We start from the raw sequence: 12,693 nt of genomic DNA, 5'->3' as shown, positions 1-12,693 counted from the left end.
TTGATCTCGCCCGGGCAATGGCGCAAGCTAGGCCCTCCAGGGAGTATCCGATGATCAACATCACGTCGCCGCGCCTTCTCACCCTTCTGGCCTGCACCGCGCTCGCCGTCTCCGCCACCGCGCAGCAGGCGCCCGTGCCCACCGGCGATATCCCCGCCAAATTCACCCCGCCCACCGCCGCCAACGATTTCGAGCGCCGCGACGTGATGGTCCCGATGCGCGACGGCACCAAGCTGTTCACGGTGATCGTCGTTGCCAAGGGCGCGAAGAACGCACCGATCGTGCTCACCCGCACGCCCTATGATGCGGGCAGCCGCGCCAGGCGGCAGGACAGCACCAGCATGCTCTCCACGCTGCCGCTCGCCGACGAGATGTTCGTGAAGGGCGGCTATATCCGCGTCTATCAGGACATTCGCGGCAAATACGGCTCGGAGGGCGATTATGTCGTCACCCGCCCGGTGATCGGCCCGCTCAACCCGACCAAGGTCGATCACGTCACCGATGCCTATGACACGATCGAGTGGCTGGTGAACAAGGCCAATCTTCCCGAAAGTAACGGCCGCGTCGGCATGATCGGCTCATCCTATGAGGGCTTCACGGTGGCGATGGCGCTGCTCAACCCGCACCCCGCGCTGAAAGTCGCCGCGCCGGAAAGCCCGATGATCGATGGCTGGATGGGGGATGACTGGTTCCATTACGGCGCCTTCCGCCTCGCCAACATCGCCTGGCTCGGCGGCCAGACCGGCTATAAGGGCGCGGGCAAGGCCCCGCCGACCGGCGGCTATGACGATTACGACAATTTCCGCGACGTCGGCTCGGCCGGCGCCTGGGCGGAGAAGTCCGGTTATGCGCAATTGCCCTATTGGCAGCGCATGGTCGCGCACCCGTCCTATGATGCCTTCTGGCAGGGGCAGGCGCTCGACAAATTGCTCGCCGCCAATCCCTCCAACGTGCCGACGATCTGGGAACAGGGGCTGTGGGATCAGGAGGATATGTACGGCGCGATCACCGCGTGGGAGGCGCTCAAGGCAAAAGGCAAGACCGGCAACAATTTCCTCGTCATGGGGCCGTGGCGGCACAGCCAGATCAATCGCGAAGGCCGCAGCCTCGGTGCGTTCCAGTGGGACGGCGATACCGCGCAGCAATTCCGCGAGCAGATGGTGCTGCCGCTGTTCAACCAGTATCTGAAGGACGGCCCGGCGGTCACGCTCCCAGCCGCGACGATCTACAATACCGGCGAGAATCATTGGGACAAATTCGCGACCTGGCCGCTGGCGTGCGAGCAGGGCTGCGCGTCACCGCTCAAGCCGATCTACCTGCAGGGCAGCGGCGGGCTCGGCTTCGAGCGTGGCGGGGCAGGGGGCGACAGCTACGTCTCCGATCCCGCCAAGCCCGTCCCGCATCTGCCGCGCCCGGTCAATTTCGGCGATGGCCGCTGGGGCGACTGGCTGGTCAGCGATCAGCGCGGCGTCGACGGCCGGCCCGATGTGATGACCTATGAAACGCCCGTCCTTAGCGAAGCGGTGCGCGTCTCCGGCGCGCCGATCGCCGATATCTTCGCCAGGACGACCGGCACCGACGGCGATTTCGTCGTGAAAGTGATCGACGTTTATCCGGGCGAGATGGCCAGCGACGCCAAGATGGGCGGCTACCAATTGCCCATCAGCCAGGACATCTTCCGCGGCCGCTATCGCGACAGCTTCGCGCACCCCAGCGCGATCCCGGCGGGCAAGGTTCAGCGCTACAAATTCCGTCTGCCGACGGTGAACCACGTGTTCCAGCCCGGCCACCGCATCATGGTGCAGATCCAGTCCTCGCAATTCCCCCTGTACGATCGCAACCCGCAGAAATTCGTCCCCAACATCTTCCTGGCGAAGAAAAGCGATTACCAGAAGGCCACGGTAACGATCGAACGCGGCGGCGCGGCGGCCAGCGCGGTGTGGCTGCCGGTGGTGGCGGTGGACCAGTCGGCGGCGCTGGCGAAGTAGCGGGTCGATCGCCCCGTCCTACCGTCATCCTGAACTCGTTTCAGGATCCAGGTGCGGCCAGCAGCCACATCGACACCGTCAGCGAGGCGGACGATCGCGCCTGGATGCTGAAACAGGTTCAGCCGGACGAGCGCTAAGAGCGCCCGCCTGGGTTGATAGCGGCCCGCGCAACCTATCTTCTTCGGCTCGGAGGTGCGCGATGACGGACGGCATCGATCTCGGCGATGAATCAGAAGCCACGCTCGACCGGCTGGTCGCGACGGGGCGCTACGGCACGCGTGACGACGTGTTGCGCGAAGGCATCCGCCGCGTCGCGATCGACGCGGCCCGCTGGGCGCGCTTCGAGATGGAGATTCAGAAAGGCCTCGACGATATCGACGCCGGGCGGGTCTATCCGGCGGAGGAGGTGTTCGCCGAGCTCAAGGCGAAATACCTTGCCATGGCAGCGGAGGAGCGGTCTGCGGCATGCAAGTGATCATCGGTTTCGGGGCGCGTGCCGGCCTTACCGAAATCGGTGATCATATCGCGTTGGGCAATCCGATGCGTGCTTTCACGTTCGTCGATGAACTAGAAGCACGCTGCGGCTCGCTTGATCGGCACCCGCAGCGCTTTCCGATCGTTGGCCGGTTCGATGGCAGGCCCGTGCACAAGCTGAGCCACGCCGGCTTTCTGATCCTCTACGTGCTGCCGGCATGCACATCGAAGTGCTGCGCATCCTCCACGGCTCCCGCGACTGGCTCGGCATGTTCGACTCCTGATCGCTAGAATGCTTGACCTTATCGATAAACGATAATATCGTTTATCGATAAGGAGTCGCGCATGAATGATCGTCTGTTGCGGGTCGGGGGTGTCGCCCTCACCCTGGCCAACATCCTCAACTGGGTGTGCGTCGCCGGATTTGCCGCCGGCTTGCTGTTGTCCTTCCCCTTCGCCCCGGCGATCCTGGCCATGCTGGCGGCGAAATATCCGTCGCAACCGGTGGAACCGGTGCTGGTCGCGCTGCGCGTCATCTTCCTACTCGGCGTCGTCGCCGGGCCGCCGCTGCACGTGATCCTGACGCGGCTGCGCGCGATGATTGCGACCACGCAGGCCGGCGATCCGTTCATCGCCGCCAATGCCGACCGGCTACAGGCGGTGGGCTGGGCCCTGCTGATGATTCAACTGCTCGATCTGGCGTTTGGTTTGGTCGCCTGGGTGCTGGCATCGCATGATATCGAAACCGGCGGTTGGTCGCCGTCGTTTGGAGGCTGGTTCGCCGTGCTCCTGCTGTTCATCCTCGCGCGCGTGTTCAGCGTCGGAACGCGCATGCGCGACGAACTCGAGATGACCGTCTGATGCCCGTCACGGTCAAGCTCGACGATCTGCTGCTGGCACGCGGCATGACGCTGACCGAGCTGTCGGCGGCGGTGGATATCACCTTGGCCAATCTGTCGATCCTCAAGACCGGCAAGGCCAAGGCAATCCGTTTTTCAACACTGGAAGCGATCTGCACCGTGCTGGAGTGCCAGCCGGGGGACGTGCTGCGGATCGAGGGGGAAGAGACATGATCAAGGCATTTTTCGTTAATTGGGGCGGCGCGTTCCGCGACAGCTGGGGCGCGGCGCGGGCGCTGCCCTGGCTCGTCGCACTGATGATCGGGATCGAGTTCGCGCAGCACATGGTGGAGCTGCAGGTCGGCTTTTTCTCGCCGGACAGCGCGGTGCGCAAGGCGGCGGGCGCAACGCCGATCCGCATGGCGTTCGCCTGGCCCAAGATGCTGATCCTCTATGCCGTCGGCTTCATGGCGATGCGCTATTACATCACCGGGGATGCGCGCGACGCGGTGCGGCCGACGCGGTCGGCGCTCCGCCGGTACGTCTGGGTGGTGCTGTTCCAACTCGTTCCGGCGGCGCTGTCGATCCATTCCGAGCTGGTCGTCGGCGTGGCCGGCGGCGGTCGGGACCAGGCGCTGTTGATGCGCACGGTGGTGGGCCTCGGCCAGCAGGTGCTCGAGCCGCTGCTGTTCCTGTGGTTCGTCAGCGCCGCGATGGGCACCGATCGGTACGGCCCGATCAGCTCTGCCAAGACGACGCGCTTCCTCTATCTCTGGGCCCTGCCGGTTATGTTCCTCATGCGTGTGCCCCTCGGCTTGCTCCACCAGATGCTCCACCGCTGGTCGATCGGGCAGGCGCCGGCCGTGCAATATCTGCTGCTGACGCTCGATGCGGTGGTCGTCGGCGTGCTGGCCCTGGCGCTGCCGGCGGTGCAGGTGCGCATCGCGCGCTTCATCGTGGCACGGCGGGGGGCGGCGGCGTGGGAGACGCCGGCTTGCCCGGTGGGCGGCCATCGCGCTATCGCCCCGGCCTGAACAGGGCGGTGCTCACCCGAAAGGAACCTTCGTGACGTTATCAGACGTTCTCGTGCCCACTTACGTACAGATGCTGCAGGCGCTGTCGGCCTGGCTCGGCAAGGCGGAGGCGCAGCTGACGCCAAGCGAGGCGGGCGCGCTGCTTGCCGCGCGCCTCGCGCCTGACATGTTCTCGTTGTCCACCCAGATCCGCTTCGCATGCGTGCAGGCGCAGGAGGGCGTGTTCCGGCTGCAGGGGCAGGCGTTGCCCGCCTCGATCCAGGTTCTGCTGGACGAGGGGCGTAACGCCGCCGACCATCCCGGCACCATCGCCAATGCTAAGGCGCGGATCGAGGAAACCGTGGCGATCGTCGAGACAGTCGCGTCGGAGCTGCGCGATATCGATCCCCAAACCCCGATCGCCCACGCGCTGCCGATGGGCATGGTGTTTGATCTCACCGCCGAACAATACGCGCGGGATTGGGCGCTGCCGCAGTTCTACTTTCACCTCGTCGCGGCTTATGCGATCCTGCGGCACCAGGGGGTTGAACTGGGCAAGGGGGATTATGTCACGCACATGTTCGCGTACCTGCGTCCCGGCACGATGCCCGCGCCGTAGTGACGTTAGGCGCGGCGCGGCCGCCAGCGCGCTCCGGCGGTCTCGGCGCTATAGCACTGACGCGAAAAGGGCGGCACCATCGCTGGGGCCGCCCATTCCTTTTGCTGCGGGCCAGTATGGGCAAAGCCCATGCTCGTCGGACAGCCTGACGGCTGCCGGCCGGCCTTGCGGGAGTGCGCTTTAGCCTTGGCTAAAGCGTCTCTCCGCGTGCGGCTTACTTGATTTCGACCGTGGCGCCGGCTGCTTCCAGCTGCGTCTTGATCTTCTCGGCTTCGTCCTTCGAAATGCCTTCCTTGATGGCCTTCGGAGCGGATTCGACCAGCGTCTTGGCTTCGGTCAGGCCGAGCGCGGTGATCGCACGGACTTCCTTGATGACGTTGATCTTCTTGCCGCCGTCGCCCGTCAGGATGACGTCGAATTCGGTCTTCTCTTCAGCTGCAGGAGCAGCTGCGCCGCCGCCTGCTGCAGGTGCTGCAACCGCTGCTGCGGCCGAAACGCCCCACTTCTCTTCGAGCATCTTCGAAAGCTCAGCGGCTTCGAGGACGGTCAGTTCGCTCAGGCTGTCAACCAGCGCGTTCAGGTCTGCCATGTGTAGTCTCCAGTATCGGGGCGCCCCTGGAAATTGGCGGGCCCCATCGGTTCAGTTCAACGAAATAGTCTCGAGTAAGCCCTGAGGTCTCCCGTGAGGGAGGTGGCTCAGGCTGCTTCCTTCTCCGCATAAGCGGAAAGCACGCGCGCGAGCTGCGCTGCCGGAGCCTGCGTGATCGTGGCGATCTTCGTGGCGGGTGCCACGATGAGGCCGACGATCTTGGCACGCAGTTCATCCAGCGACGGCAGCGTTGCGAGCGCCTTCACGCCTTCTACGTCGAGGGCAGTCGCACCCATCGCCCCGCCGACGATTTCGAACTTGTCGTTCGTCTTCGCGAAATCGACCACCACCTTGGCGGCCGCGACGGGATCGATCGAGCTGGCCAGGCCTACGGGGCCGGTGAGCATGTCGCTCAGCGAACCGTAATCCGTGCCATCGAGTGCGATCTTGGCAAGCTTGTTCTTCGAGACCTTGTAGGTCGCGCCGGCATCACGCATCGCGTTGCGCAGTTTGGTCGACTGCGAAACGGTCATGCCGAGATTGCGGGTGACAACCACCACGCCCACTTCGGCAAAGTTGCGGTTCAGCTCGGCGACGAGCTCGGTCTTTTGAGCGCGATCCATGCCATTCTCCACGTGTCTGGCCCGCATGCCGAAGCAGACGGGCCGGTTAATACCGGACGCATGGGAACACCCCGCGCATCCGGGTTGTCCGTCGATAGGGGCATGGGGATACTCGGCTGCTTTGGGGCAGCAAGCAGACCGTCAGCGCGGGAAACCACGCCAAGCGGAAAAATCCATTCCCCGTCTAGGCAGGACATTAAGACGGGGCAAATCCCCACCACCTGCTGTCTCGGACGGTTCTCGACTCCCGGCAAACCGGCAGCAGAGAGAGCGCGCCTGTTAGCGCAATGCCGGGCAAAGTCAAATCCCGGCGGGTCCGTGCGCGGCGAGAGAGGGCGCAAGGCATGCCCCGATCGAGGTCGTTATGGTTTGTCCAATCTGCCAACGGCAGGAGGTGGCGGAAAGCGGACGTGGCGATCTAACGTTTGGGGCCATCGTGGCCTCTATCTTGTTGCGCACGCGGCTTCGGGTCAGGGCAGCACAGGCGGCAGCCTTAGTGTCAGCGTCCGCCGCCCGTCGACCCCAGGAGCAATCCCAGTTACGTCAAAGGGTGCGCAACGCTGCAGCAGGTTGCTCCCGTGCTCGCGCACCTGCGCAACCGCATTCGGTTCGCCCGTCGATCGCACCATCTGGGGAGCGCCGACTGGCACGCCGTGCTGATCGAACGCGATCGTGAGCCAGACGATCGCGTCCGCGCCTACCTGTTCAGAAGACGCGATCCGGCAGCGCTTCAGCTGCGCCACAACGCCCGCCAAGACCGCCCCCATCGCCTCGCGATTCAATTTCGCCTTGATCGCCGGCGGAAGGGGCGCGAGCGCTGCCTGCTCACCGGGCTCAGGCGGCAACGGCACGAACTTCATCGCACGCGTGGCGAAGTCCCGCTCCATCACTTGCTGGCACTCGGGTCCCGGCGCCCCCAGCCGTATCTCGCGTAGCCGATTGCGCACCAACCGATAAAAGCGGCTCACGCCTGGCGCGTCGCCCATCGCCACCGGCAGCTCCGCTGGGGTCAGCACTAGCCGCGCCTCCGACCCCTCCTCAAAGGCAAGCAGCTTCGCTGCCGCGGGCACCCTCAGGTGTGCAATGACCTGCCCGCGCTCCTCTGCGGATAACTGATCGGCAATCCCGGCATAGCGCCGTTGTACGGCCCGCGCGGCGATCGTCCGAAAGCACATGTGATGCGTCGTCAACAGCGCCTCGACGTCGGGGACCTGTCCCCGGTTTAGAGCGATTAGATGGCGCTGTGTGATGCCCAAGATGCCGGCCTGAAATCGCGTCAGCCGCATGCCCTCGAGCGGCGGCAGCGCGGCGACCAAGGCGTCCGGCCCCGCTTGTGTGGCTCCCGCAGGCGCTTGCACCGCGATCAGGTCGAAGGATACGCACAGCATCAAACCCCAAGACGAGAAACGACTCATCGAAATCCTCCGAGGCAGTTTCTAAAGGCGCTGCATTTCATCAATACTGCGTCGGCCTAAACAGCAGCGATTTGAGCAGATGGTTTCAACGTCCGCAACTGGGCGATTCTGTTAAAAAAGTCGGGGTCGGCGCCGGGCAGGCCCGTGGTTCTAAAACAGAGCTAGGCGCGCGCGACGCCTCAGGCGGGTGCCATCTGCGTCGGCATCGGGATCAGTCTGGCCATCTTGCGGAGGTTTTGCGCGGTGGCAGCGAGGAGGAACTCGTCTTTGGCGCCGTTAGGACCTCGCAGGCTTAGTCGATCCAGCTTCAGGATGCGCTTGAGGTGCGCGAACAGCATTTCGACTTTCTTGCGCTCTCGACGAGACGTCACATAGGCGTCGGTGGTGGCAATATCGCGAGCGAGATCGCGGGCGCCTTCATGGACGGAGCGCAAGATCTTCCGGTGTGGTCCGTTCGGGCAACACCGAGGCCGCAGGTTGCAAGCGTCGCACGCGGCCTTGCGGGTCCGGTATCTGTACAGGCCATCGACTGGCGGTTGCTCCTTCGCGGCGCGGCCCTCAGCCAGTAACGGCGCAACTCTTCTCCTGCCGGGCAGGTGTAGACATCGCGCTCGATGTCATAGCTAAAGTCGGCGCGCTCGAACGTGCCGTCACGTCGGACCGACTTGTCGAACACCGGTATGTGAGGCTGGATATCGCGCTCGTGAACGAGCCACGCCAGCATCTCGGCCGAGCCATACCCCGTGTCCGCTGCCAGCCGTTCGGGCCAGACGCCAAACCGGTCCTGCACGCGCTCGATCATCCGTTTGCAGGCGGTCACCTCGGCCTGCCGGATCGCGGTGCTCGCCTCCACGTCCATGATGACGGCGTGGTCGAGATCCATGAGGTAGTTGGTCGAGTAGGCGTAATAGGCCTGCCCGCCATGCGCGCAGGTCCAGCGCGACGCTGGATCCGCCGGTGCCAGAAACTTCGGCACGACCGGCGTGGCCGCCCCGAATGCGGCATCGTCGAGAACGGCAAGATACTCACGAACGGCACGAGTGTCGGCGTCGGGCGACAGGCCCTCGCTCCCCGGGCCGCCAGTCTGGCGATTGGCATCGGCCCGGATCAAACTCGCATCGACAGCGAAGCCCTCGCCGCCAACCAACCCCTCGGCCATGCAGCGCTCGACCGTCGTTTCGAACAGCCGGCGCAGCAGGTCGCTGTCGCGGAAGCGGCCATGGCGGTTCTTCGAGAAGGTCGAATGGTCGGGCACATCCGCCTCGAGCCCCAGCCGGCAGAACCAGCGATAGGCCAGGTTCAGATGCACCTCGTCGCACAACCGACGCTCGGAACGGATCCCCATGCAGTAGCCGATGATGAGCATGCGGATCATCAGCTCGGGGTCGATCGATGGCCGTCCCATCTCGCTGTAGAACGGCTTCAGATGCTCGCGGATGCCCGACAGGTCCACGAACCGGTCGATCGAGCGCAGCATGTGATCCGCAGGAACATGCCGCTCCAGACTGAAGCTGTAGAACAACGCCTCCTGCGCCACTGTCCGCTCGCCCATCATCGGCCCGTCTCCGTTCACCTCGGAACGATTGAATCAGGCCTCCGCCAAGACTGCAAGCCAGCGTTTTTCAACACAATCGGACGATGCCAGCCGCTTCCAGAGCAGGGTGCAAACCCGTCCCCGTGGCCGGATTGTGTAGCGATCCGTTTATCAATTCCGGCACGCCCACCCTGCGTCACAAATCCGTCGCCAAACCGTCTCCCCCCTGTCGCCGTTGCGCAACGCGGCTGCCGCGATCCCACGTCACAGCGTCGTGCAGAGCCGCAGGGCCATAACAGGGGAAATATGCCATGAACGCGATCACCGAGACCAGCTTCGGCTATGACGATGGCGATATCGATACCAATCGCTCCGCCAATCCGCATCTCAACGATCTGATCGCGTCGCGCTATTCGCGTCGCCAGACCTTGTTCGGCGGCGTCTCGGCCATGGCCACTGCGGTATTCGGCGGCGCGATGCTGTCCGCCTGTGGTTCGTCGGAGCCCGATGAGGCTCCCAACGTTGCCGTGTCGGCCGGCGCCAATGGCACCGCGACCTCGGGCATGACGGTCACGCTCACCGGCTCGGTCACCGGCAATTCGCTGAGCTCGGGCTGGACCCAGGTCAGCGGCACGCCCGTCACGCTGACCACGGTCAGCCCCACCGTATCGACGTTCGTCGCGCCGAGCGTGACCACCGCCACGCCGCTGGTGTTCCGCTTCACCGGCACCAGCATCAGCAACAACCCGACCACCGCGGATACCACGGTCACGATCAACCCGGCCGTGCTCGGCTTCACCGCCGTGGCCAAGAACCGCGACGATATCGTCACCGTCCCGGCCGGTTACACCGCCACCGTGCTGTATCGTCTGGGCGATCCGATCGCCAACGGCGTCGCCGCCTATAAGAATGACGGCACGGATACCGAATTCTCCAAGCGCGCCGGCGATCATCATGATGGCATGACCTATTTCGGTCTCGCCGCCACCGGCACCGCGCCCGATCCCACCAGCAACACGCGCGGCCTGCTGGTAATGAACCACGAGAACATTACCTCTTCGTATCTGCACGCTGCTGGCCAGACCTCGGTCGGCGGTGTCCGCCCCGAGGCCGAAGCGCTCAAGGAAATCGAATGCCACGGCGTGTCGGTGGTCGAGGTAAACCGCGCGGCGGGCGGCGCGTGGAGCTATCTGCAGAGCGGCGCGCTCAATCGTCGCATCACTCCGCTGACGCCGATGACGTTCAGCGGCCCGGCCAAAGGCGATACGCAGCTCAAGACGCTGTATTCCACGGACGGCACGGCCGGGCGCGGTACGATCAACAATTGCGCCAACGGCACGATGCCGTGGAACACGTATCTCACCGCGGAAGAAAATTGGGCCGGCTATTTCCGCCGTACGGCGGGTGATGCCGCGGTGCGCATCGCCGCCGGTGCTGCCAAGGAAAATACCTCGCTTGCGCGCTATGGCATCTCGGAAGGTCGCGGCGGCAACAACAATTGGGCCACGGTCGTCGCGGCAGACACCACCAGCACGCTGTACACGCGCTGGAACATCACCGCGCGGGCCGGCACCGCTGCGGATGGCACGGCCGATTTCCGCCACGAAGCGTTCCAATATGGCTGGATCGTTGAAATCGATCCGTTCAACGCGACGTCGGTGCCGCGCAAGCGCACCGCGCTTGGCCGCATGAACCACGAAGGCTGCGTGATTGGCCGCACCGTGCCTGGCGTGTCGCCCGCTTTCTACATGGGTGATGATGCGCAGAACGAATATCTCTACAAGTTCGTGTCGACCGCCAAATGGGCCGCGGCGGATGCCACCAACGCCGACCGCCTGGCGATGGGCGATAAGTATCTCGATGCCGGCATCCTCTATGTCGCCAAGCTCAATGCTGATGGCAGCGGCACCTGGCTGCCGCTGGTGTTCGGTCAGAACGGGCTGACCGCGGCCAGCACGGTGTATCCGTTCGCCGATCAGGCCGATGTGCTGATCAACACGCGGCTTGCCGCCGACGTGCTCGGCGCGACCAAGATGGATCGTCCGGAATGGACGGCGGTCAATCCGGCGACCGGCGAGATGTACCTCACGCTGACCAACAACAGCTCGCGCACCGTCGCCAACACCGATGCGGCCAACCCCCGCGCCTATACCGACCCTAAGACGACAGGCGGCGGGAACAGTGGGAACCCCAACGGCCACATCATCCGCCTGCGCGAAACCGGCGACACGTCCGAAGCGCTGACCTTCAAATGGGACATCTATGCCTTCGGCGCGGGCAGCGATCTCGATGCTGCCAACATCAATCTGTCGGGCCTCGATGCGACCAACGATTTCTCGTCGCCCGATGGCCTGTGGTTCGGTCTGCCCAGCAACACCACGGGTCAGGCGACCCCGGTGATGTGGATCCAGACCGACGATGGCGCCTATACCGATGTCACCAACTGCATGATGCTGGCGGCGATCCCCGGCGTGGTCGATGATGGTGCGGTGAAGACGATCACCAATACGCTCGGCGCCGCGACGGGCACGCAGGCCACGCGCGTCGGCAAGGCACCGGGCACGGCGCTGCGCCGCTTCCTCGTCGGGCCGAAGGAATGCGAAATCACCGGCGTGTTCACCACGCCGGATGGCAAATCGGTATTCATCAACGTCCAGCATCCGGGCGAAAATGGCAATGCGGCGAACATTACCAGCAGCTGGCCCGCCAGCCAGTCGGGCACGCCCGCCACGCCGTCGCGCCCGCGCTCGGCCACGGTGGTCATCACCAAGAATGATGGCGGCGTGATCGGTCTGTAAGGATCGCTGTCGGACGAGGACGGGCCGGGAGCGATCCCGGCCCGTCTTTGTGTTTGCCTGGAATGGCCGGGGCGGGGGCCGGCCACCGATTGTCGGACACCTCTCGTCATGCTTGGGCAGATCGCTAAAAAGCAGCTACCGCCGGCTTGGCAAAATTAGTAAGAAAACTGATCTAGATTAAGAAGTCCATCATTGGCGGTATTAGCATGGGGTAATCGCTGGTCTTGGTGGTTGAGGCGGTCTCGAGCATCGTCCATCGGACGGAGAGCTTCATGTCGACTATATGTAATCCGCACGAATACGAAGCGCGCGCGGCCAGGGCACGGCAATTTGCCGAGTCGTCGATGGACGCCGAATGCTGCGCCATCCATCGTCGGACCGCAGCCAGCTATTCCGAGCTGGCCCGGCTCGCAGCTAGAATGGACCAGAGCAAGATCCGCGCCAGCATGATCAGCCATTCGGAGATGTCGACATCCACCTCGATGTTCGGCCTGCGACGATAACGGCGATCCTCGGCCACCTGGGCGATACAGCCGTTCCCGCGCGTGCGAAAGATGGCTGGCGGCACCGCAGGGCTGCCATCGTGCCGGATATAGCGCCCGCACGATAATCAGAAGCCGCCGCAAAACGGGCGGGGAGCAATCCCCGCCCGTTTTGCGTCACCCTCAATCGGCGATGAGATGACGGCGCAGGAACACGCGTGCGCGCGGCGAGATCAGCGCCGCGAGATAGGCGATTATCATGAGGCTCAGCGGCAAGCCCCACCCGATCAGCAAAGCGATCATCAACACATGCATAACA

The 12,693-nt window shown here is 64.4% G+C and carries 12 protein-coding genes and 1 pseudogene; 8 read left to right on the top strand and 5 right to left on the bottom strand.

The window, feature by feature from the left end:
- The first annotated feature begins 50 nt into the window (after positions 1-50).
- The 7 genes from ABC969_RS04900 to ABC969_RS04870 all read left to right on the top strand — a co-directional run bounded on the left by ABC969_RS04900 (position 51) and on the right by ABC969_RS04870 (position 4,933).
- Positions 51-1,988: a CocE/NonD family hydrolase gene (locus ABC969_RS04900; protein ID WP_345863365.1), complete on the top strand. Its 1,938-nt coding sequence runs from the start codon at positions 51-53 to the stop codon at positions 1,986-1,988.
- 199 nt (positions 1,989-2,187) lie between these two features.
- A complete protein-coding gene (locus tag ABC969_RS04895) occupies positions 2,188-2,463 on the top strand; it encodes a ribbon-helix-helix domain-containing protein (protein WP_345863364.1) in 276 nt (91 codons plus the stop codon).
- Positions 2,454-2,753, top strand: a complete 300-nt coding sequence (locus ABC969_RS04890; RefSeq protein ID WP_345863361.1) for a type II toxin-antitoxin system RelE/ParE family toxin — start codon at positions 2,454-2,456, stop codon at positions 2,751-2,753. The genes ABC969_RS04895 and ABC969_RS04890 overlap by 10 nt, the downstream gene beginning before the upstream one ends.
- Before the next feature lie 54 nt (positions 2,754-2,807).
- A complete protein-coding gene (locus tag ABC969_RS04885) occupies positions 2,808-3,323 on the top strand; it encodes a DUF2975 domain-containing protein (protein WP_345863360.1) in 516 nt (171 codons plus the stop codon).
- Positions 3,323-3,535 carry a helix-turn-helix domain-containing protein gene (locus tag ABC969_RS04880; protein WP_345863358.1) on the top strand — a complete coding sequence of 71 codons (213 nt, stop codon included), beginning with the start codon at positions 3,323-3,325 and terminating at the stop codon, positions 3,533-3,535. Before ABC969_RS04885 ends, ABC969_RS04880 begins: the two co-directional genes overlap by 1 nt.
- On the top strand, positions 3,532-4,335 hold the full coding sequence (locus ABC969_RS04875) for a hypothetical protein (RefSeq protein ID WP_345863357.1): 804 nt from the start codon (positions 3,532-3,534) through the stop codon (positions 4,333-4,335). Before ABC969_RS04880 ends, ABC969_RS04875 begins: the two co-directional genes overlap by 4 nt.
- A 31-nt stretch (positions 4,336-4,366) precedes the next feature.
- A complete protein-coding gene (locus tag ABC969_RS04870) occupies positions 4,367-4,933 on the top strand; it encodes a DUF1993 domain-containing protein (RefSeq protein ID WP_345863355.1) in 567 nt (188 codons plus the stop codon).
- Between the two features lie 214 nt (positions 4,934-5,147).
- On the opposite strand, the gene rplL is transcribed toward ABC969_RS04870, so the two are convergent.
- From rplL to ABC969_RS04850, 4 genes and pseudogenes are all read right to left on the bottom strand, one after another.
- Positions 5,148-5,522: a 50S ribosomal protein L7/L12 gene (rplL, locus tag ABC969_RS04865; RefSeq protein WP_332708485.1), complete on the bottom strand. Its 375-nt coding sequence runs from the start codon at positions 5,520-5,522 to the stop codon at positions 5,148-5,150.
- 107 nt (positions 5,523-5,629) lie between these two features.
- Positions 5,630-6,145 (bottom strand): 50S ribosomal protein L10, encoded by a 516-nt coding sequence (gene rplJ, locus ABC969_RS04860; RefSeq protein WP_345863352.1) that lies wholly within the window; start codon positions 6,143-6,145, stop codon positions 5,630-5,632.
- A 470-nt stretch (positions 6,146-6,615) separates the two neighbouring features.
- Positions 6,616-7,560, bottom strand: a complete 945-nt coding sequence (locus ABC969_RS04855) for a hypothetical protein (protein ID WP_345863350.1) — start codon at positions 7,558-7,560, stop codon at positions 6,616-6,618.
- 179 nt (positions 7,561-7,739) lie between these two features.
- Positions 7,740-9,115 (bottom strand): annotated as a pseudogene (locus tag ABC969_RS04850) (transposase).
- A 290-nt stretch (positions 9,116-9,405) separates the two neighbouring features.
- Between ABC969_RS04850 and ABC969_RS04845 the strand changes: the two are divergent.
- Entirely contained in the window at positions 9,406-11,892 is a 2,487-nt protein-coding gene (locus tag ABC969_RS04845; RefSeq protein ID WP_345863349.1) for a PhoX family protein, read from the top strand.
- A gap of 665 nt (positions 11,893-12,557) precedes the next feature.
- Here the strand turns inward: ABC969_RS04845 and ABC969_RS04840 are convergent.
- Complete coding sequence (locus ABC969_RS04840) at positions 12,558-12,689, bottom strand: hypothetical protein (RefSeq protein ID WP_345863348.1); 132 nt, start codon at positions 12,687-12,689, stop codon at positions 12,558-12,560.
- Positions 12,690-12,693: the final 4 nt, after the last annotated feature.

This window comes from Sphingomonas qilianensis (assembly GCF_039614825.1).
Classification (GTDB): Bacteria; Pseudomonadota; Alphaproteobacteria; order Sphingomonadales; family Sphingomonadaceae; genus Sphingomonas; species Sphingomonas qilianensis.
The sequence above is the reverse complement of the archived record's forward strand: the minus strand, read 5'-3'. Positions and strand labels throughout refer to the sequence as shown.

Excerpts from the sequence above, each read along its gene's own strand:
- ABC969_RS04900 (WP_345863365.1), top strand. The coding sequence starts at position 51 with ATGATCAACATCACGTCGCCGCGCCTTCTCACCCTTCTGGCCTGCACC.
- ABC969_RS04895 (WP_345863364.1), top strand. The coding sequence starts at position 2,188 with ATGACGGACGGCATCGATCTCGGCGATGAATCAGAAGCCACGCTCGAC.
- ABC969_RS04890 (WP_345863361.1), top strand. The coding sequence starts at position 2,454 with ATGCAAGTGATCATCGGTTTCGGGGCGCGTGCCGGCCTTACCGAAATC.
- ABC969_RS04885 (WP_345863360.1), top strand. The coding sequence starts at position 2,808 with ATGAATGATCGTCTGTTGCGGGTCGGGGGTGTCGCCCTCACCCTGGCC.
- ABC969_RS04880 (WP_345863358.1), top strand. The coding sequence starts at position 3,323 with ATGCCCGTCACGGTCAAGCTCGACGATCTGCTGCTGGCACGCGGCATG.
- ABC969_RS04875 (WP_345863357.1), top strand. The coding sequence starts at position 3,532 with ATGATCAAGGCATTTTTCGTTAATTGGGGCGGCGCGTTCCGCGACAGC.
- rplL (WP_332708485.1), bottom strand. The coding sequence starts at position 5,522 with ATGGCAGACCTGAACGCGCTGGTTGACAGCCTGAGCGAACTGACCGTC.
- rplJ (WP_345863352.1), bottom strand. The coding sequence starts at position 6,145 with ATGGATCGCGCTCAAAAGACCGAGCTCGTCGCCGAGCTGAACCGCAAC.
- ABC969_RS04855 (WP_345863350.1), bottom strand. The coding sequence starts at position 7,560 with ATGAGTCGTTTCTCGTCTTGGGGTTTGATGCTGTGCGTATCCTTCGAC.
- ABC969_RS04845 (WP_345863349.1), top strand. The coding sequence starts at position 9,406 with ATGAACGCGATCACCGAGACCAGCTTCGGCTATGACGATGGCGATATC.
- ABC969_RS04840 (WP_345863348.1), bottom strand. The coding sequence starts at position 12,689 with ATGCATGTGTTGATGATCGCTTTGCTGATCGGGTGGGGCTTGCCGCTG.